17 protein-coding genes and 1 pseudogene are annotated in these 18,257 nt (G+C 71.5%); 8 read left to right on the forward strand and 10 right to left on the reverse strand.

Annotated elements, in window-relative coordinates; all coding sequences use genetic code 11:
• A pseudogene (locus tag ABD241_RS15505) lies at window positions 1-271 on the forward strand (RNA-binding transcriptional accessory protein); the annotation flags it as partial.
• A 22-nt stretch (window positions 272-293) separates the two neighbouring features.
• Here the strand turns inward: ABD241_RS15505 and ABD241_RS15510 are convergent.
• Window positions 294-674: a VOC family protein gene (locus tag ABD241_RS15510; RefSeq protein ID WP_344064530.1), complete on the reverse strand. Its 381-nt coding sequence runs from the start codon at window positions 672-674 to the stop codon at window positions 294-296.
• A 141-nt stretch (window positions 675-815) separates the two neighbouring features.
• Here ABD241_RS15510 and ABD241_RS15515 point away from each other — a divergent pair, with 141 nt between their 5' ends.
• Complete coding sequence (locus ABD241_RS15515; RefSeq protein WP_344064533.1) at window positions 816-1,262, forward strand: SRPBCC family protein; 447 nt, start codon at window positions 816-818, stop codon at window positions 1,260-1,262.
• Between the two features lie 61 nt (window positions 1,263-1,323).
• Here the strand turns inward: ABD241_RS15515 and ABD241_RS15520 are convergent, their stop codons facing one another.
• Complete coding sequence (locus ABD241_RS15520; protein WP_344064536.1) at window positions 1,324-2,247, reverse strand: universal stress protein; 924 nt, start codon at window positions 2,245-2,247, stop codon at window positions 1,324-1,326.
• A 147-nt stretch (window positions 2,248-2,394) separates the two neighbouring features.
• Window positions 2,395-2,841, reverse strand: coding sequence for a ChaB family protein (locus tag ABD241_RS15525; protein ID WP_344064538.1), 447 nt, complete (start codon window positions 2,839-2,841; stop codon window positions 2,395-2,397).
• 140 nt (window positions 2,842-2,981) lie between these two features.
• Here ABD241_RS15525 and ABD241_RS15530 point away from each other — a divergent pair, with 140 nt between their 5' ends.
• The 4 genes from ABD241_RS15530 (at window position 2,982) to ABD241_RS15545 (ending at window position 6,815) form a co-directional block, all read left to right on the forward strand.
• Window positions 2,982-3,161 carry a hypothetical protein gene (locus ABD241_RS15530; protein WP_344064541.1) on the forward strand — a complete coding sequence of 60 codons (180 nt, stop codon included), beginning with the start codon at window positions 2,982-2,984 and terminating at the stop codon, window positions 3,159-3,161.
• 140 nt (window positions 3,162-3,301) lie between these two features.
• Window positions 3,302-4,765 (forward strand): MFS transporter, encoded by a 1,464-nt coding sequence (locus tag ABD241_RS15535; RefSeq protein WP_344064544.1) that lies wholly within the window; start codon window positions 3,302-3,304, stop codon window positions 4,763-4,765.
• Complete coding sequence (locus tag ABD241_RS15540; protein WP_344064547.1) at window positions 4,762-5,316, forward strand: universal stress protein; 555 nt, start codon at window positions 4,762-4,764, stop codon at window positions 5,314-5,316. Before ABD241_RS15535 ends, ABD241_RS15540 begins: the two co-directional genes overlap by 4 nt.
• Before the next feature lie 212 nt (window positions 5,317-5,528).
• Entirely contained in the window at window positions 5,529-6,815 is a 1,287-nt protein-coding gene (locus ABD241_RS15545) for a nuclease-related domain-containing protein (protein WP_344065324.1), read from the forward strand.
• Between the two features lie 30 nt (window positions 6,816-6,845).
• Here the strand turns inward: ABD241_RS15545 and ABD241_RS15550 are convergent, their stop codons facing one another.
• The 4 genes from ABD241_RS15550 to ABD241_RS15565 all read right to left on the reverse strand — a co-directional run bounded on the left by ABD241_RS15550 (window position 6,846) and on the right by ABD241_RS15565 (window position 11,470).
• Complete coding sequence (locus ABD241_RS15550; RefSeq protein WP_344064550.1) at window positions 6,846-7,733, reverse strand: universal stress protein; 888 nt, start codon at window positions 7,731-7,733, stop codon at window positions 6,846-6,848.
• A 40-nt stretch (window positions 7,734-7,773) separates the two neighbouring features.
• A complete protein-coding gene (locus tag ABD241_RS15555; protein ID WP_344064553.1) occupies window positions 7,774-8,736 on the reverse strand; it encodes a universal stress protein in 963 nt (320 codons plus the stop codon).
• A 155-nt stretch (window positions 8,737-8,891) separates the two neighbouring features.
• Window positions 8,892-9,395, reverse strand: a complete 504-nt coding sequence (locus ABD241_RS15560; protein ID WP_344064556.1) for a hypothetical protein — start codon at window positions 9,393-9,395, stop codon at window positions 8,892-8,894.
• Window positions 9,392-11,470, reverse strand: coding sequence for a CARDB domain-containing protein (locus ABD241_RS15565; RefSeq protein ID WP_344064559.1), 2,079 nt, complete (start codon window positions 11,468-11,470; stop codon window positions 9,392-9,394). The genes ABD241_RS15560 and ABD241_RS15565 overlap by 4 nt, the downstream gene beginning before the upstream one ends.
• Window positions 11,471-11,756: 286 nt before the next feature.
• Here ABD241_RS15565 and ABD241_RS15570 point away from each other — a divergent pair, with 286 nt between their 5' ends.
• Window positions 11,757-13,124: a wax ester/triacylglycerol synthase domain-containing protein gene (locus tag ABD241_RS15570; protein ID WP_344064562.1), complete on the forward strand. Its 1,368-nt coding sequence runs from the start codon at window positions 11,757-11,759 to the stop codon at window positions 13,122-13,124.
• A gap of 51 nt (window positions 13,125-13,175) precedes the next feature.
• Here ABD241_RS15570 and ABD241_RS15575 read toward each other — a convergent pair whose 3' ends face one another.
• Entirely contained in the window at window positions 13,176-14,573 is a 1,398-nt protein-coding gene (locus ABD241_RS15575) for a pyridoxal phosphate-dependent decarboxylase family protein (protein WP_344064564.1), read from the reverse strand.
• Window positions 14,574-14,695: 122 nt separating this feature from the next.
• Here ABD241_RS15575 and ABD241_RS15580 point away from each other — a divergent pair, with 122 nt between their 5' ends.
• Window positions 14,696-16,456, forward strand: coding sequence for an HNH endonuclease signature motif containing protein (locus ABD241_RS15580; protein WP_344064567.1), 1,761 nt, complete (start codon window positions 14,696-14,698; stop codon window positions 16,454-16,456).
• 22 nt (window positions 16,457-16,478) lie between these two features.
• Here ABD241_RS15580 and ABD241_RS15585 read toward each other — a convergent pair whose 3' ends face one another.
• Window positions 16,479-16,907, reverse strand: a complete 429-nt coding sequence (locus ABD241_RS15585) for a hypothetical protein (RefSeq protein WP_344064570.1) — start codon at window positions 16,905-16,907, stop codon at window positions 16,479-16,481.
• Between the two features lie 173 nt (window positions 16,908-17,080).
• A complete protein-coding gene (locus tag ABD241_RS15590) occupies window positions 17,081-18,091 on the reverse strand; it encodes an aldo/keto reductase family protein (protein ID WP_344064573.1) in 1,011 nt (336 codons plus the stop codon).
• Between the last annotated feature and the right edge of the window lie 166 nt (window positions 18,092-18,257).

The following is an 18,257-nucleotide window of genomic DNA, read 5'->3' on the forward strand; positions in this document are numbered from 1 at the left end:
CGACGTCGATGTGCCCAGGAAGCGGATCTCGCTGACCCTTCGCCTCGACGACGAGGTCACACCGGGCGGTCCCAAGCAGGACCGCGGTCAGTCCGGGCAGGGCGGCCGCCAGCGGAACCAGCCCCGAGGTGGCCACTCCGGCGGCGGTCAGTCACGCAGCGGCCAGGGCGGTCGGGACCGCGGAAGCGAGGGCGCTCGCCCGCGCGGGGATTCCGCTCCCGTCAACAGCGCCATGGCCGATGCCCTGCGCCGGGCCGGTTTCACCGGCTGAGGCGGTCATCCACGGGTCGGGCTCAGGCGTCGGGCCGCGCGCGGTGGTAGACGGCCTCGACGTTGTTGCCGTCGGGATCGCGGACGAACGCGCCGTAGTAGCCGGGGTGGTACTCAGGCCACAGGCGCGGCTCGTGCAGCGACTCGGCGCCGACCTCGACCGCCTTGGCGTGGAAGGCCTGCACGGCCTCGACGCTCTCCGCCCGGAAGGCGCAGTGCATCTCGCGGTTGGGCTCGCCGCCCTGCCAGCGGGTGATCCAGAAGTCGGGGTGGCCCTCGGTGCCGTAGCCGATGGCCACGCCCACGTCCATCTGCCGGCCGTAGCCCAGGACACCGAGCACGGCGTCGTAGAACCGGGCGCTGGCCTCGAAGTCGGAGCAGTTGATCCCGAAGTGGTCGATCATGCCTCGAGGCTAGGGCCGGGACGGGCACGCCGGGCCGGATCCGGGGACGTCGGACCATTGTCATCGCGGTCAGTCTTTGGTCGACTGTTCGGTAGTGGGTCCGGCCCATGAGGAGCCGGTCCGACCGACCCGGAGGTGCCCATGAGCAGTCCCACCCAGTCCGTCCCCGACAACGCTGCTCCCGGCGACGAGGACCGTGACCTCGAGGGGTCTCCCGCAGGAGTCCACTCGAGCGTCACCCTCGACGCGCCGGTAGACCAGGTGTGGCAGCACCTGATCAGCCCCCGTGGCACGGAGGCCCTCCTCGGCCCCGGCGTCACATTGGGCAACAAGGGCGAGTCGTGGCACAGCGCCGACGGCCCCCACGGCGTGGTCCGCAGCTATCACCCGCTCGAGCAGATCCGCGTCAGCTGGCACCCGCACGAGGACGGCCCCCTGAGCATCGTCGACCTGCAGCTCAAGCCCGAGGGCGGCAGCACGCGGCTCGACCTCTACCACGAGGGCCAGGGCATCGCCGAGGACGGCCCGGGCGACAAGTCCCGGTGGGACGCGGCCCTCGGTCGGTTCGCGCAGGCGCTCGACGGCTGAGCCACTCGACGGCTGAGCCTCCAGAATCCCAGGCCACCCGGCCTCGGTCAGCGGGTGGCGGTCACCTGACGATCATCACCGGGCATGCAGCATTGTGGACCACGCGGTGGCTCACCGAGCCCAGCAGCATGCCGGTGAACCCACCGCGACCACGCGAGCCGACCACGATCAGCCCTGCCGTCGCGCCCAGGTCGGCGAGTGACTGGCCCGGGTTGCCGTAGAGCACCTCGGTCGTCACGATCACCTTCGGGTGCTGCGACCTGACCCGGTTCGCCGCGCGGGTGACGAGCTGCTCTGCGCGGTCGCGGATCGCGTGGGTCTCCTCGGTGCCGCCCTTGGCCGTCTCGACGTAGGCCCAGGACTCCATCGACGGGGAGTGGGCGACGCTGACGATGTGCAGCACGGCGCCCTCGACCTCGGCGACCTCGGCGGCAGCGTCGACGGCGCGCTCGGCCACGTCGGAGTCGTCGATCCCGACGACGACGTCGTGGTCGCGTCCTGGCCGCGCGGGCATCGGGACGTCGTCCGGCTCCTGGCCCTCGGGCCCGCGCAGGACGACGACCGGGCAGTGCGCGTGCGCGGCGACGGCATACGACGTGGAGCCGAGCAGGCCGGCCAGGACGCGCCCGCGGCCGCGGCTGCCGACGACGACGAGGTCCGCCTCCTTGGAGGCCTCGACCAGCTGGGAGGCCGGGCTGCCGAGCCAGTACTGCGCCTCGACCTGCGAGGCGTCCAGCGTCGCTCCGGCGCGCTCCGCACCCTTGTCGACGACGGCCTTGGCCGCGTGCTCCATGGCCGGTTCGAACGTGGCAAGGTCCATGCCCGGGGACGCAGGGGCACCGGCGACGTTGACGCCGTGGAGCACGGTCAGGTGCTTGCCCTGCAGGCGGGCGGTCTCCGCCGCCCACTCGAGCGCGAGCTGCGAACCCACCGTGTCGTCGTAGCCGACGACGATGCCGTACGTCGTGCGCGCCTGGCCGTTCATGGTGCACCCCTTTGGGTCCCGGCCGGGGCCGATCCTCCGACCACCCCCATCCTGCCGCCCCGGGTGCACGGCCGGGGCCGGTTTGTGACGACCCAGACAGGAGCGACAGACGGGGGCGTATGCCACCCGCCCGGTCGGCTGCAGCCGTCAGCTCGAGCCCTTGCGGGCCTTCGCGGTGGCGCGGTCGTTGGCGTGCTGGATGGCGTCGACCAGCTCGTCCTTGCTCATGCGGGACCGGCCCCTGACGTCGAGCCGCTGCGCGATGTCGTAGAGGTGCTTCTTCGAGGCGTTCGCATCGACTCCTCCCGCCGTGTCACCGCGGTCGGAGCTGCGCCGTGCGTCCGCTCCTCGCCGGGCGGCCTGGGCATCGCTGGGGCCCTTGGAGTCCTTTGCCTCCCAGTGGTCCCCGACCTTCTCGAAGGAGTGCTTGAGCGACGAGTACGCGGTGCGGTGGGCGCGCTCGCCCTCGCCGTACTCCTCGACGGCCGAGTCGTGCGTCTTCTGCCACGTCTCCTGGGCCTTCTTCGGCGACCGTTCGAGCGTCGAGGGCAGGTCGGTCTTCGAGCTGCTGGACGAGCGCTTCTTGGCGGGCATGGCGACCTCCTCTGGTGCGTAGGACCGTTCGTGGGGGACGTACCCACCTGATCACGCGGCGTGTCGCGGCACCGGCGACACGGCATACGACCACGACAGCGGCGGCGTGAACCCAGCCGCCGGCGGGTAGGCAGCACGGCATGGACACCTCCAGCTCCCCAGACCTCGGCACCCCGGACGCGAGCGACGGGGGCCGCGGCCGGCCCGACGTCCCCCCGGACGAGCATCCGGACGTCCTGTTCCCCGACACGCTCGCTCCGCGGGCCCACGAGGAGGGGCGGCCGCAGGCCGACGAGGGGGATCACGTGGCGCGCGACTGATGACGCCCTGTGCCGCCGCGGGAAGCCGGCTGCATCGTCGGCGTTGCCGCGAGCGGTTCACGGGGTACGCATTCCCCGGTGATGACGTGCCCGGCATGCCTTCACACGGCGGTTAAGCGGTTCGGATCAAAGGAGATGTGATGAGCGAGGCTGTCGCACAACGTAGAGGCGGTGCCATCAGGAGCCTGGTGCCCGCGCGCATGGACCGGCTCCCGTGGACGAAGTTCCACTGGTCGGTCGTCTTCGGGCTCGGGGTCTCGTGGATCCTCGACGGCCTCGAGATCCAGATCGTGTCCGAGTCGGGCTTCCAGAAGTCCCTCGGCATGTCGGCCGCGCAGGTGGGCCTGACCGGCACCGTCTACCTCGTCGGCCAGGTGGTCGGCGCGCTCACGTTCGGTCGCCTGACCGACCGTCTCGGGCGACGCAAGCTCTTCATCATGACGCTCGTCATCTACCTCATCGGTTCGGGCCTCGCAGGCCTGTCGCCGAACATGTGGTTCCTCTGGGTGTGCCGGTTCATCGCCGGAATGGGCATCGGCGGCGAGTACACCGCGATCAACTCCGCGATCGACGAGCTGATCCCCGCGCACTACCGCGGTCGCGTGGACATCGCGATCAACGGCACCTACTGGGCCGGCGCGTTCTTCGGCGCCCTGGCGAACCTCTACCTGCTCAACCCCGACAACGTCGCCGAGAACATCGGCTGGCGTCTCGCGTTCTTCATCGGCCCGATCCTCGGTCTGTCGATCATCTACCTGCGCCGGCACATCCCCGAGAGCCCGCGCTGGCTGCTGACGCACGGGCGCGCCGAGGAGGCCGAGCGCACGGTCGACGAGATCGAGGAGCGCGTGCGCCGTGAGGGCGGCGAGATCTCCGAGGTCGACGAGAGCAAGGCCATCAACGTCAAGCCCGAGGACGCGATGGGACCGAAGGTCCTGTGGGACGTCTTCGTCAAGCGGTACGGCCGTCGCACGATGCTCGGCCTGACGATGATGGTCACCCAGTCCTTCCTCTACAACGCGATCTTCTTCACCTACGCCCTCGTGCTGACGAACTTCTACGGCATCTCCAAGGCGCAGACCTCGCTCTACTTCCTGCCGTTCGCGGTCGGCAACCTGGCCGGGCCGCTGCTCCTCGGCCACCTCTTCGACACCATCGGCCGTCGCAAGATGATCTTCAGCACCTACACGATCGCCGGAGTGGTCCTGCTGGGTTCCGCGTGGGCCTTCCATGCCGAGATCCTGACCGCGACGACGCAGACGATCCTCTGGTGCGTGTCCTTCTTCTTCGCCTCCGCGGGCGCCTCCGCTGCCTACCTCACCGTGAGCGAGATCTTCCCGCTCGAGGTGCGCGGCCAGGCCATCAGCTACTTCTTCGTGATCGCGCAGTGTGCCGGAGCCATCGCTCCGGTGCTCTACGGCGCCCTGATCGGCGACGGCAAGGACCGCGGCCCGCTCACGTGGGGCTACGTCGTCGGCGGCGCCATCATGATCTTCGGCGGGATCGTCGCCCTCGTCATCGGGATCGATGCCGAGCGCAAGTCCCTCGAGGACATCGCCGACCCGCTGAGCAAGGTCGCGGAGGAGTCGGGAGCGGCGGCATGAACGTCGCTCGCCTGGGCCGCCCGTACACGATCATCGTCGGGGTGAGCCCGACGAGCGGCTCCCCCGGTGCCCTCCGGTGGGCGGTCGAGGAGGCCGCCGTCCGCGGTGGTCGCGTCGTCGCCATCCGGGCGTGGCGCGCCCACATGCCGGAGACCGCGACCGGTGGGCGCCTGCCGACCGTCGTCTCGGACGAGACCACCTTCGCCGTCGAGCAGTCCCGCCTGGCCGACGACGTGGCCCACGTCCTCGGCCCGGACCACCTCGTGGAGACGCGTGTCGTGGCCGGCAAGCGCCGAGCGGTCCTCATCGAGGAGAGCCGCACGGCCGACCTGCTCGTCATCGACGCCGGCCACTCGACCGAGGTCGGCGCGCGCTGGCTCGGCAGCCGACTCGTGCACGGCGCCCACTGCCCCGTCGTCGTCGTGCCGCCCGCTCTCGGTGACCTGCCGGTCGGCGGTCTCGGTTCTGCCGCCGGCCGCTTCGAGCGCTCGGTCGAGCGGGCCGCCGCCACGGCGGGCAGGCCCGGCTTCCAGCGCCCGCTCGGAGGCTGACCCCAGCGTCGTGGGGCTCTTCCGTCGCTGGGTGACGGAAGAGCCCCGCGAGCCCCACGGCGCCGCCGTCGCGCGGCTGCTCCCCCGGCCGTATGCCGCCGGGCACGGTCTCGAGGCCCGAGTCCTTTCGCGAATTGCGAGGATTCGGGCCCGAGACCGACTTCTCGTCCCTAGAGTCTCGGGCGTCAGGGCACAGGGCACAGGGGCGGGGCATGACGGCAGGTGGGTCGGCGCAGCGTCGCGCCGACGAGCTGAGGACGCAGGCAGCACAGGCACGAGCGCGAGCTGAGGCGCTCGAGACTGAAGCGGGTGCGTGGGCCGCCGGCGCAGACGGCGAGCGCCGCGTGGGCGATGCCCTGGCGAGCCTGCCCTCGGGATGGCACGTGCTCCACGACCGCCTGCTGCGGCCCGGACGCGGACAGAGCAACCTCGACCACGTGGTGATCGGTCCTTCTGGTGTCTACCTGCTCGACACGAAGAACTGGGCCGGCGGCACGAGCGTGCACGAGGGAAACCTCTGGCAGCACACATCCGCCAGCTCACCGAAGGGTCGCCAGCTGGACAACGTCGGCCGCTTCGCCGGCGAGATGGAGAAGGCGCTCGGGCTGCCTGTCGTCCCGGTGGTCGTTCTTGCCGGCGAGGGCTCGGCCTCGTTCGTCCAGCAGCGCGTCCGTGGCGTGGAGGTCGTGCCTCGTGGCTTGCTGGTGCGTTGGCTGGTGGCGCAGCCGGGGACGGGCGATCCGCAGGAGACCCACCTGGCGATGCGGCGGGTGGAGAACCTGTATCCGGCCGCAGCACAGGGGAGCTCGTACGACTCGGAGCCGCTCACGGTCTCGGACGTCCTCCGAGCCACCGAACGGAGTCGAAACCCCGAGCGCCGTCGTCGGCCTGGGACACGGGCGAGAAGGCGACGCCGGCCCATCACGTCGGCCGCCCTCGCACTCGTTGCCTTCCTGGTGCTGGAGTGGCTGGCGACTCATGTCGGCTCCCTGGTGGCGACTCTGCCGTCGACGGGCAGCGTCGCGCCGGCCCTGGGTGGGCACCCTTCGCCCACCACGGCCGCCAAGGCGTGCAGGGCGCTGACGAAGCAAGCCATAGAGCAGGTGACTGGATCCAAGACCGTCCTGGAGGATCCGACGTCGATGGAGAGCTGGTGCACCTGGTGGCTGGCAAAGCCTCGCTACGTGACCCAGAGCGCAGACGTCACCGTCATGACCGGAGACTCTGCCACCAACCGCATCACCTCCAGCGGAGCCACCGAACCGAGGGTAGCCATGACCCCCGGCGAGGTCTCGGCGTGGTTGCCTCACAGCTCACGGTTGCCGGGTTGGCACGCTTCGACACAGGCGCGGCAGGCGTTCATCGTCTCGCTCCGCTTCTCCTATCCGAAGCCGGCGACCGAGGCACAGGCCCGAGCTGCCGAGGCGGCCGCGGAGACGAAGGTCGTCCGGCTGGCCGAAGCGCTGGCAGCCCGTCTGCCGGCCGCGCCGAACGGGTGAGAGCGCAGCACATCGCCAGGGCGTCGGATGTCAGTGGACCAGCATGACCGGGCACGTGGCGTCGTGGACCATCCGGTAGGCGGGCGCCCCGGCCAGCACGGCCGCCACCCCGCCCTCGTGGGGCGCTCCGATGACGAGCAGCCCCGCGCTGCGGCTGGTCCGGACGAGCGTCGCGACGGGGTCTCCCTCGAGCGTCTCCGTCACCACCTCGAGCCCCGGATGTCGAGCGCTGAGCGCGTCGACGGCATACGGGAATGCCTGTGCCGGATGGTCTTCCGCGAGAGCAGCGGCGGTCTTCGACGCGACCGTCACGAGCCGTAGCGGAGCCGAACAGGCATCGGCGACCATGGCTGCCGCCGAGACGATCCGTTCGACCCGGGCAGCGTGTCCGTCGTCGTCGCCGGGGGTCACGGCGCACACCACCTCCCGCTCGGGCCCCGGCACCGGCACCTCGTGCGGCGCCCGACGACTGTGCGGGCCGAGGTCGTGCAGCACCACGACCGGGCAGTAGGCGTGGGCGGCCACAGCGGACGACACCGAGCCGATGAGGGCGCTCCGGGCACGTCCCTGCCCGCGGGTGCCGAGGACGACGAGGTCCGCGGTCATCGACGCGTCCACCAGCTCCTCCGCGGGGCCGCCGAAGGCGTGCACCGCCCGGACACGCGACCGCGCCAACGGCCGACCGGCCCACATCGAGGGCGCGCCGACCAGCGTCTCGGCGACCGTCTCCAGCGGCGGAGTGAGCGGACGGACGGCATAGCCCTCGCGGCTGGGCACGAGGCGGACGGCGTGCACGATCTTGAGCGCGTCACCCAGCGCGCGCGAGACCGCGGCCGCCCAGCCGAGCGCACGTTGCGACGCCGGAGACCCGTCGTAGCCCGCGACGACGAGTCCCTCGGTCGGTATGGACGCTGCCATCCGTGGCACCTCCGACGATCGGGAACCGAGTGCTGGGTCGTCAGTGGATGACCATGACGGGGCAGGGCGCGTCGTGCACGACCCGATGGCTCACCGAGCCGAGCAGCATCCCGGTGAAGCCGCCGTGGCCGCGCGAGCCCATGATGACCAGCCCCGCGCGGATGTCGATGGCGTATGCCGCGACGGCCTGTCCCGGCGACCCCGCCAGCACGCTCGTGTGGACCTCCAGACCAGGATGCGCGGCGCGCGCCTCCTCGGCGACGTCGTGGAGCACCTGGCCGACGTGCTGGTGCATCGACTCGAGCATCTGCTCACGCCCGACCGTGGAGTCGGTCTCGGGCCACACCTCCAGCCCCCCGACGTTGTCCACCGTGATGACGTGCAGCGGCGCCTCGGCCGCGGCGGCTACCTGGACTGCCACCTCGAGTGCCTGGCCGGCGTCCTTGGAGTCGTCGAACGCCGCCACCACGGGATGCGTGGGACCGGCGTGGACGACGGCGTCACCACGGACCACGACCGCGGGGCAGTGCGCGTGGGCCGTGACGGCGTACGACGTGGACCCGAGGAGCCCGGCGGAGATCGCGCCGTGTCCCCGCGACCCGGTCACGACGAGGTCGGCCTGCTCGGACGCCCCGACGAGCTCGGCTGCGGCACTCCCGACGACGCTGAGGCAGCGCACGTCCTGCGGATCGAGGGTTCGCGTGGCGATCTCCGTCGCCTCGCTCAGCACCGCCTTGGCCATCACGTCGTAGGGGCTGGCCTGCACGGCGGGGTCGTAGGCCCGGAAGGTGGGCGTCATCGTCAGGCCCGCGCAGTGCAGCAGCGTGAGCGGTCGCTCATCGCGCTTGGCGGTCTCGATGGCCCACTCGAGCGCCAGACGCGCGCCGGGTGACCCGTCGTAGCCCACGACGATGCCGTGGTGCACGGTCTCGTTCGTCGAGCTGTCGTTCGTCGAGCTGTCGTTCGTCGAGCTGTCGTGCGTCGAGCTGGCTGCGGCGCTCATCGCCCTCCCCTTCCACGCGGTCGGGGCCGCATGCTCCGGCCAGTCCCATCGTCCCGCGGCCGACGCGGCGCGTCAGCGACTTGTGACGGCTCAGACAACGCGGCGGGCGAGCGTCGTGGACGCTCGCCCGCCGGTCTGGGCTCAGCTGCCGCCGTTCACTTGCCGAGCAGCAGGCTCACCGAGGTGTTGTCGGTGCAGTCGGGCATCTCACGGATCGCCCACCGGCCCCGCAGGCCGTTGCCCGCGAAGTTGGACTCGGCGTCCCGTTGCTCGACCTCACCCTCCGAGGGCGTCCAGCCGCGGTTGGAGTAGGCCTTCTGCATGTCGGCCAGGGTCTGGCTGAAGGGCTTGGGCGAGACCGCCGTGACCACCGTGCGGTCCCCGCTTCGGGACTGGACACCCGTGACGATGAAGCCCTCGGGCACCGTGGCGACCGCCGGGAAGGACGCCGGGAGCTCGACCGGCTTGGCGTCCTTGGCGCAGACGGCCGCCGGCGCCGAGGTCGTGCCGGGCTCGGCCATGGCGGAGTCGAGCTCGTCGGACTCGCAGCCTGCGAGCGCCGACGCCGCCACGAGGGCCAGGAGAGCAGGCACCAGGGTCCGGTGTCTCGCCCTCGCGGTCAGCGGACCGGCCGAGCGGGTCACTGGGGACCGGGTCATCGGGTCACCTGGGTCTGGCGCTGGTTGTCCCCTTCGTCGGACTCCTTCACGGAGTTGGTCGGGTCCGCCACGACGACGACCGTGTGCGTGCCCTTGGCGAGCCGGACACCCGGGAAGGTGACGGTCGACGAGGCCCCGGCTGCGAGGTCGACGGGGGCCGAGGTGCCCACGTTGATCCCGTCGACCAGCAGCCGAGTCGTCACGCCGCGGGCCGCGGCCTTGCCGTTGTTCGCGACCTTGGTCGAGGCGACGTAGAGGCCCCCGCTCTTCGTGACCGCCGGCGTCGCGGGGGTCAGGTTGGGCAGGGCGTCGTATGCCGCATACAGCGTGTTGCCGGACTGCTGGCGCGCGATCGTGGCGTACGCGTCGAAGTTCTGCGCGCCGCCGGGCTGGGCGCAGGCGCCCGTGCAGCCGTCGGCGTAGCCGACCTGGACGCGCCCGGTCTTGTCGACGGTGGCGTCCATGAAGTCGAGCAGGTTGCGGTCGTTGCCGCAGGTCGTGCCGCCGGTGCAGATGGAGCCGCGCTGCACGGGGTCGCTCGGCGTCGTGTCGACCGTGACCCAGCTCTTGCCACCGTCGTACGTGGTGGACACGTAGAGGTGCCAGTCACCCTTGAAGCCGGTGGCGTCCTGGTAGTTGCCGGCCGTCGTCGTGCCGATGAAGGCGAAGGAGGCCCGGTCGTCGTCGCCGGCCACGACGGCCGGGAAGACGACGTTGTGGATGCCGAGGCTCGCACCGACGTTCTGGTCGTCGGTCCAGGTCTTGCCCTTGTCACGGCTCACGGCGACGCGCGGCGTGCCGTCCGCGGCCTGGTAGCCCATGTAGACGGTCCCCTTGGCGCCGATCCCGACGCTCGGGTCCGAGTCACCGGCCGTGCTGGCCGGGTTCTTGCGGACCGCCCACGTGGTGCCGCCGTCCTCGGAGACGGCCACTGCCTGGTTGCCACCGCACGACTTGTTGGGGACGTAGACGGTGCCGTCGTCGGGGGCGACCTTGACGTGCCCGTGCAGGCCGCCGCAGTCGAGCAGGGAGTACATCGGGACGGCCGGGCCGAACGTGACGCCGCCGTCGTGGCTCGCCGCACAGTTCGCGTCAGCGATGTCCTGGCTGCAGTAGTAGACGGCGTTCTTGTAGGAGGAGGTCGGCAGCGCGCCGATCCCGTTGGGAGAGTAAGGACCCCCGCCGACGGTCTGGTGGTCGACGCCGGAGTTCAGGCCGCCGCCCTGGCTCGGGGACCACGTCTTGCCCTCGTCGTCGGAGTAGCACATGAGCGAGGTCTTGCCGGCCAGCTGGCTCTCGAAGACCCGCCCGGTGGCGGGGTCGGTGAACCCGATGGGGTCGAGGGAGGTCGAGCCACCGGTGAGGCAGCCGTTGGTGGGCGTCGCCGAGACGTTGGACCACGTCACCTTGGAGGGGCTGACGCTGTCGTCCCATGTGGCCCGGTAGGTGTCGTAGAGCGCCTGGTAGAAGGACGCGCCGGTGGTGTGGCTGCTGCCGAGGGACGGCTCCCCCGCGTTGTGCGCCTGGGGGAAGGACTCGGGCGCGCCGTACTGGCTGTAGGTCGGCGGCGTGGCAGTGGCGGGGGCCGGGTTGGCGGGGAGCGAGGTCAGCGTCGCCGTGCCCGTCACGGTCTCGCCGAGCGGCGCGTACGGCACGACGCGGACGGTGTAGTCGCCGCTGGCCGGGGGTGCCAGGATGACCTCCGGGTCGGAGCTCGAGGCGGCCGAGGCGACGACGGCACCCTGCTGGTTCAGCAGGTAGACGTCGAAGTCGGCGGCCGAGTTGGCCCAGCCGACCTTGATCGTCAGCTGGTGGCCGTCGCCGTAGCCGGCGGGGGTCGAGACGTGCAGGGCGAAGTCGTCGCAGAGGCCGGGTCCGCACGTGACGTCCCCGGTCGTGCCGGTGACGTTGGGCGCGGCGAAGGGCCCGGCGGTCCACTGCACGCTGGTGCTGGTGTCCGACAGCGAGCCGGAGTCCGGGGTGGCGGCGAGGGCAGGGGCGGCCACGGCGACCGCGGCGACGAGACCACCGGCCGCGAGGACGGGCAGAACACGGGAACGGGGTCTTCTGAGCAAGGCGGGCAGCATCTGTGCAGCTCCTGGTTTCAGTGAAGGAGGACACCCCCGAGGCGTCCGGTCGAGACCGTGGAGCGACGGCGGGTGCCCTCGCTCGCCCTGTCAACGACCGCGAGGCCCCAGAGGCTACGAAACGGTTGGTCAAGAGATCGCCAAGTTGCGCTGGACGTCGGCTGGGTGCGGGCTGGGTCCGCTTCCTCGCGCGTTGCGCGGGCGTGAGCCATCAGACAGCGCGCGATCCCGGCGGGAACGACCGCCCGAGCCGGTCCCGACCTACCGTCGAGAGATGGACGTCCGCGTCTGGACGCACGGCCCCTCGACCGGCGGGATCGACCGCATCTCGCCGAACGACCTGACGACGCTCGTCACGGACCGGGGCGCGGCCCCGATGAACATCGCGGCAGCGCTGCTCGTCGAGGACGGCGCGCACCTCGATCGCGCCGAGGTGCGCGCGGCCGTCGAGCGAGGGGTCGCGTCGGTGCCGCGGCTGCGCCGCCGTCTGCGACCGGCCCCGCCGGGCTGTGGCCGTCCGTACTGGTCCGAGGACGAGCGGTTCGACGTCTCACGGCACCTGACCTTCCAGAGGGTCGACGGTGACACGGCTCTCTGGTCGGCTGTGGCGGAACTGGCCTGCCGCCGGCTGCCGCGTGACCTGCCACTGTGGCGCGCCTGCTGGATCACCGGCCTGGGCGCCGAGCGCGCTGCCCTCGTCGTCGTGGCGCACCACGTGCTCGCCGACGGGCTCGGCGGGCTCGCCGTGCTCGGCGCACTGGCGGACGGGCAGGTCGGCGGGCCTCCGGACGACTCCGGTGTCGCGGGCTCGGGTGGCTCGAGGCCCTCACGTCGCCAGCTTGCGGTCGCGGCATGGCGCGAGCGTGTCGAGTCGGCCAGGGCACTGCGAGCACGGGCGCGGACCGCGCGCGCCGGCGTCCGGGACCTCGGGTTCGGCTCGGGTGCACCCCATCCGAGCCTCTGCCCGCGCACCCCGTTCAACCGGCCCACCGGGCCGACGCGTCGGATCACCACGATCGAGACGCCGCTCGAGGAGGTGGTGGCCGCCGGGCACCGGCTGGGCGTCACGGTCAACGACCTCGTGCTCTCCGCCGTGGCGCGGGGGCTCGGTGACGTCGCGCGCAGCCGCGGCGCCGACGTGGACTCGCTCGTGGTCTCGGTTCCCTACTCCGGGCGCTCCTCCGCCGGCGTGAGCCATCTGGGCAACGAGACGGGTGTCGTGCCCTTCCGCGTCCCGCTCGCGGTGCCGGCCGACGCGACTCTGCGTGCCGTCGCTGCCGCGTCCCGGGAGCAACGCACCCGGCCCCGCGCGGCTTCGGCCGCGCCGCTCGGGATCGCCTTCCGGGTGCTCGCCCGCCTCGGTGTGTTCGCGTGGTTCGTGGACCACCAGCGGCTCGTCAACACCTTCGTCACGAACGTGCGCGGCCCTCGCCACCCGTGGCGGTTCTGTGGACATGAGGTCAGCCGTGTCGTTCCCGTCGCTGTGACGCCCGGCAACACCGGGGTCACCTTCGACGTGCTGTCGTATGCCGGCACGCTGGGGATCACTCTCGTCGCCGACCCAGACGTGGTGCCGGATGGCCGGCACCTCGCGAGCAGGGTCGCGGACGAGCTGGCCACGCTGGTGCACCTGGCGGGGTGAGCCGGACGCAGCGCGGACCGTCGCCTCCGGGCCTCCCGCACAGCCGGCCCGTCACGGGTTGGCAGCCGCCATCGACGCCGCGACCGCGAGGATGGCGTCGGCCGACGCGTCGATGTCGCCCTCGGTCGTCGTCGCGTTCGAGACCGAGATGCGGATGAGGCGCCTGCCGCGCCAGGTGGTCCCGCCCACCCAGCAGGTGCCCTCCTGCTGGACCGCACCGACCAGCTCGTCGGTGCGCGCCGGGTCGCCGACGCTGACGAGCACCTGGTTGAGGACCACGTCGTTGTGGACGGTCGCGCCGCCGGTCTCCAGACGCAGCGCCATGCGGCGCGCAAGGGCACAGCACCGGTCCACGAGCTCGGCCACACCGTCTCGCCCCAGCTCACGCAGCGCGGCCCAGACCGCGAATCCCCTTGCCCGCCGGGAGGACTCAGGGGTGAGGTCTCCGAGGACGGGGTCCGAGAGTGCGCCGGAGCCGGTGAGGTACGCGGCGGCATACGACATCGTGGCGGCGTGCAGCGACGCGTCCGCACAGAAGGCCAGGCCGCAGTCGTAGGGCACGTTGAGCCACTTGTGGGCGTCGGTGCCCCACGAGTCTGCGAGCTCGAGACCGTCGACCAGGTGTGCGGTCCGCGCGCTCGCAGCGGCCCACAGGCCGAAGGCCCCGTCGACGTGGACCCAGGCTGCGTGGTCGTGCGCCAGCTCCGTCGCGGCGCGCAGGTCGTCGCAGGCGCCGGTGTTCACGTTGCCTGCCTGGAGGCACACGATGACCGGTCGGCCACGGAGCTCGTCGAGCTTCGCGCGGAGCGCGTCGACGTCGATGGCCCCCTGCGTCGTGGCCGCAACGGGTTCGATGCTGCGCGTGCCGAAGCCGAGCAGGCGGGCCGCGCGGTCGATGGTGGCATGCCGCTCCTCGCTCGCGACGATGGCGACGCGCGGCGCAGCACAGAGCCCGTCGAGCGCGACGTCCCAGCCGGCATCGGCGAGCACCCGCTGGCGGCCCACGGCGAGGCCGACGGTGTTGGCCGCCTGGGCGCCCGTGACGAACCCCACCGACGCCTGGCCGGGGATGCCGAGCAGCTCCTTCACCCAGCCACCGGCTGCCCGCTCCGCCGCGGCCGCCGCGGGCGAGAGGACCTCGTTGTAGGCGCACTGGTCCCAGCCCGCGGCCAGCATGTCCGCCGCCGTCGCGGCAGGCGACGCCCCGCCGATGACGAAGCCGAAGAAGCGCGGACCCACGGTGCCCACGAGGCCGGGACGCGCCGCGGCGATGAGGTCCTCGACGACGCGTTGCGAGTCGGTCGGACCGGTCAGGAGGGGACCGCCGAAGGCGGCGTCCAGCGCGGACCGGTCAGGCGACGGGTGCACCGGCAGCTCGTCAACCCGAGTGCGGTGGTGAGCACTCTCGGACGCGGCGCGAAGGAAGAGCTGGTCGAGGTCGTCGTCCATGTCGGCACCTTCCTCCGCGGCACTCGGGAGCACAAGCCCGCGCCGGCGTCGTTGTCCGCTGCGAGTGGTGGAGGTGGGTGAGCCGTCTTGACGGGTTGTTCGAACATGTGTTCTAATTGGGTATGGACGACGCCGCAGCGATGACGAGCCACCGCTCGTTCCACGCTGCCGGCGAGGCGGACGCGATCCTCGAGGTCGACCAGTTGGTCACCCTGTTCCGTTCTCGTGCGACCCGCCGCACTCCATTGCGCCAGCGGACCCTCCCGATGCTCGAACGAGCGGTGCGCAGACACGTGGCCGAGACCCTGCTGGCCGACGTGGTGCCGGCGCTGCTGGGCGAGCTGCTGGAGGCCGCGGCCGACGACCTGGTGCCCGTGCGGGCCGAAGACGTCCTGACAGACCTGGAGGCGCGAGCCGAGGGGGAACTCCGGACCGTCGAGCTGGTCGAACGCTGCAAGGCTCTCCTGGACGCCGCCGGCCTCGAGGCGCTGGCGCGGCTTTGCTCGACCATCGAGTCCAGCGAGCTGGCACGGTCGGCTGACCTCGGTCGTCCCAGACCCAAGGGGTGGATCGAGGCCGACGAGCTGACGGCCATGGAGGTGTCCTCGGCGACGGGGCTCGGCCAACAGGACGTCGGTGTCCGACTGAAGCTCGCCCTGTCCCGGACGCCCGGGGCCTCCGCATTGCGACACCGGCTCAAGCTGGGATCGGTCTCGTTGCGTCGCGCGTGCATCGTCTTCAGCGAGATCGCTGCACTCCCGCCCGAGTGCGGAGCAGGGATCGTCGATTCGGTCCTGCGGCCCAAGGACGGGGCGCCCCCCTCCCCCACGCTCTTCCGGCAGCGACTGACTCGCGCGTGCCTCGCCGCCGACCGCGAAGCCGCCGAGCGCCGACGCGCGGCACGATGCCGCCGAGGCGCACACGCCCAGCTCGACAGCGACGGGCTCGGCACGCTGACGGTCGTCAACGACGCCGACAAGATCGTCGCGGCGATGGAGCGAGCCGACGCCGTGGCTCGCGCGGCGCGAGCCGCAGGCGACCCACGCGATCTCGACTCATTGCGTGCCGACGTCATCACCGACACCTTGATGTTCGGCTGGCCGCAGTCACCCACCGGGATGCAGCCGGGCTGGGGCGCCGAGGGCAGGTTCGGAGACCGCGACGCTCGCGATGCCGACGCCGGTGGCGGTGCAGATGTCGGAGCCAGTGCCGATGCCGGTGCCGACGCCGGTGCCGGCGACCATGGCCGTGGTCAGCGACACGGCGGGAGTCCGGCGGGTGGGTGGTTCACACGTCTTGGGCATCGGCCGGCCGCGCAGGTGACCCTGGTCGTTCCCTTCACGACCGCGGTCGGCCTGACCGATGCACCCTGCGAGCTCGTCGGCCATGGATGGGTCACGGCCGAACATGCCCGCCAGATCATGCTCAACGACGACTCGACATGGCGACGCCTGGCCGTCGATGCCGACACCGGCGCCGCTCTCCACCTCGAGACGCGTGCCTACCGGCCCACGGCAGCAATGCGGGCCCAGGTCGAGGCCGTCGACGGCACCTGCAGGGCACCCGGTTGCACCGTTCCGGCCGCACGGTGCGACCTCGACCACGACATCCCGTGGCCGCACGGCCCGACGGAGGCCGGCAACCTCACCAGCAAGCACCGGCCACACCACAACCTGCACACGTACGGCCACTGGTCGGTGCACCGCGAGGGCGACCGGGTTCGATGGCGCACCAAGACCGGTCGGGTCTACGACACCTATCCGAAGGACTGGCTTGACCCGCTGCGCACGTCGCCGGCCGCTCGCGGACTGCCGGAGCTGACTGAGGCCGGATGTTCGAGGGCGGCACAGCTCTCAGAGCCGGAGTCCCTACCCCCGTTCTGACAGTGCCTGGGCGAGCGCGACGTCAGGAGGCGGCCGTGAGCGGCTCCGGCAGGCGACAGATGCCGTCCCGGGTGGCGAGGTAGAAACCCAGGAGACCGACCCCGTGGTCTGCACACCAGTCGATCGCGGTCTGGTGCCACCGCCTGTCGACGTCGTCGGGAGCGGTTCCCCGCGGTCGTCCTCGACCGATCAGCACGGCCCCGCGGTTCGCCGCCACCAGGGGCAGGACGAGTCCCAGCAGCTGGGCGAGTGCGCTGGGCCCTGCGGACGGCGGCAGGTCCCGGAGGACCAGTGGCTGGCGACCCCGAGCCTCTGCGTCGCAGATCATCACCGCGACACAGCCGGTGTTCCGGTCCGCGTCGCTGACGATGAGGTCGATGACGTCTGCGGCCACGCGACGGTTGGTCAAGGGGATCTCGCTCGCGCGAGCAGGCAGGTCTCGGAAGGTCATGCTCGCCATGGTGCCTCGGACGAGCAGTCACCCGGCTTCGTTGTCCCCAGCCTCGCCAGCACCGGCCCTCCTGAGCGGCGGGGCCAGCTCGTGACCCGCCGACGCGGACGGGCCGCGAGCAGCGCTCGCGGCCCGTCGACACACGGTCCAGTGCCTCCGGTCGAGGCCTCCGGTCAGGCGACGCGCTGCTGGGGCGCGGTCTCCTTGGTCTTGCCCGGGTCACGCTCGACGATGTCGCCGAGCACCTCGTCGATCTTCTTCATCAGCTCCGGCTCGAGCTTCACACCGGCGGCCTTGACGTTCTCGGCCACCTGCTCGGGCCGGGAAGCGCCGACGAGGGCAGCGGCGACGTTGGGGTTCTGGAGCACCCAGGCGACGGCGAGCTGCGCCATCGTGAGGCCCGCCTCGTCGGCGATCGGCTTGAGGTTCTGCACGCGCGTGAGGACGTCGTCGTTCATGAACCGCTTGATCATGTCGGCCCCGCCCTTCTCGTCGGCCGCGCGCGAGCCCTCCGGCGGCTGCTGGCCGGGCTGGTACTTGCCCGTCAGCACGCCTTGGGCGATGGGGCTCCACACGATCTGGCTGACGCCGAGCTCCTCGCACGTCGGGACGACCTCGCCCTCGATGACCCGCCAGAGCATGGAGTACTGCGGCTGGCTCGAGATGAGCTGGAAGCCGAGATCCTTTGCGAGAGAGACGCCCTCGCGAATCTGGTCGGCCGTCCACTCGCTGACGCCGATGTAGAGCGCCTTGCCCTGGCGCACGATGTCGGCGAACGCCTGCATCGTCTCCTCGAGCGGGGTCTCCGTGTCGTAGCGGTGTGCCTGGTAGAGGTCGACGTAGTCGGTCTGGAGGCGCTGCAGCGACCCGTTGATCGACTCCATGATGTGCTTGCGGGACAGGCCTGTGTCGTTCTTCCCGCCTGGGCCGGTGGGCCAGTAGACCTTGGTGAAGATCTCCAGGCTCTCCCGCCGCTCACCCTTCAGGGCCTCACCGAGCACCGACTCGGCCTTGGTGTTGGCGTAGACGTCGGCCGTGTCGAACGTGCTGATGCCGGCGTCGAGGGCGGCGCGCACGCACTGCGTGGCGACGTCGTTCTCCACCTGCGACCCGTGGGTCAGCCAGTTGCCGTAGGTGATCTCGGAGATCTTCAGTCCGCTGTTGCCGAGGTATCGAAAGTTCATCCTTCCACCGTATGCCGCGGAGCTCGCGGCGCCAGAGGCGCCCGGATTGTCGTGAGACGGGTGAATCAGGAACTGTCAGGACGGGTACGGACGTTGCTCTGGAAGAGGCTGTCCAAGGTTGTCCATGGAGCGGAATCTTCACGTCCACTTGAACGTTGGATGGGCA

Origin of the sequence: Terrabacter lapilli, assembly GCF_039531305.1 — a bacterium.
In the GTDB taxonomy this organism is placed as follows: domain Bacteria; phylum Actinomycetota; class Actinomycetes; order Actinomycetales; family Dermatophilaceae; genus Terrabacter; species Terrabacter lapilli.

Coding starts and splice junctions, on each gene's coding strand:
- ABD241_RS15575 (WP_344064564.1), bottom strand. CDS start 14,573: ATGGACGACGACCTCGACCAGCTCTTCCTTCGCGCCGCGTCCGAGAGT.
- ABD241_RS15530 (WP_344064541.1), top strand. CDS start 2,982: ATGGACACCTCCAGCTCCCCAGACCTCGGCACCCCGGACGCGAGCGAC.
- ABD241_RS15570 (WP_344064562.1), top strand. CDS start 11,757: ATGGACGTCCGCGTCTGGACGCACGGCCCCTCGACCGGCGGGATCGAC.
- ABD241_RS15545 (WP_344065324.1), top strand. CDS start 5,529: ATGACGGCAGGTGGGTCGGCGCAGCGTCGCGCCGACGAGCTGAGGACG.
- ABD241_RS15535 (WP_344064544.1), top strand. CDS start 3,302: ATGAGCGAGGCTGTCGCACAACGTAGAGGCGGTGCCATCAGGAGCCTG.
- ABD241_RS15555 (WP_344064553.1), bottom strand. CDS start 8,736: ATGAGCGCCGCAGCCAGCTCGACGCACGACAGCTCGACGAACGACAGC.
- ABD241_RS15550 (WP_344064550.1), bottom strand. CDS start 7,733: ATGGCAGCGTCCATACCGACCGAGGGACTCGTCGTCGCGGGCTACGAC.
- ABD241_RS15590 (WP_344064573.1), bottom strand. CDS start 18,091: ATGAACTTTCGATACCTCGGCAACAGCGGACTGAAGATCTCCGAGATC.
- ABD241_RS15560 (WP_344064556.1), bottom strand. CDS start 9,395: ATGACCCGGTCCCCAGTGACCCGCTCGGCCGGTCCGCTGACCGCGAGG.
- ABD241_RS15585 (WP_344064570.1), bottom strand. CDS start 16,907: ATGACCTTCCGAGACCTGCCTGCTCGCGCGAGCGAGATCCCCTTGACC.
- ABD241_RS15510 (WP_344064530.1), bottom strand. CDS start 674: ATGATCGACCACTTCGGGATCAACTGCTCCGACTTCGAGGCCAGCGCC.
- ABD241_RS15525 (WP_344064538.1), bottom strand. CDS start 2,841: ATGCCCGCCAAGAAGCGCTCGTCCAGCAGCTCGAAGACCGACCTGCCC.
- ABD241_RS15580 (WP_344064567.1), top strand. CDS start 14,696: ATGGACGACGCCGCAGCGATGACGAGCCACCGCTCGTTCCACGCTGCC.
- ABD241_RS15540 (WP_344064547.1), top strand. CDS start 4,762: ATGAACGTCGCTCGCCTGGGCCGCCCGTACACGATCATCGTCGGGGTG.
- ABD241_RS15520 (WP_344064536.1), bottom strand. CDS start 2,247: ATGAACGGCCAGGCGCGCACGACGTACGGCATCGTCGTCGGCTACGAC.
- ABD241_RS15515 (WP_344064533.1), top strand. CDS start 816: ATGAGCAGTCCCACCCAGTCCGTCCCCGACAACGCTGCTCCCGGCGAC.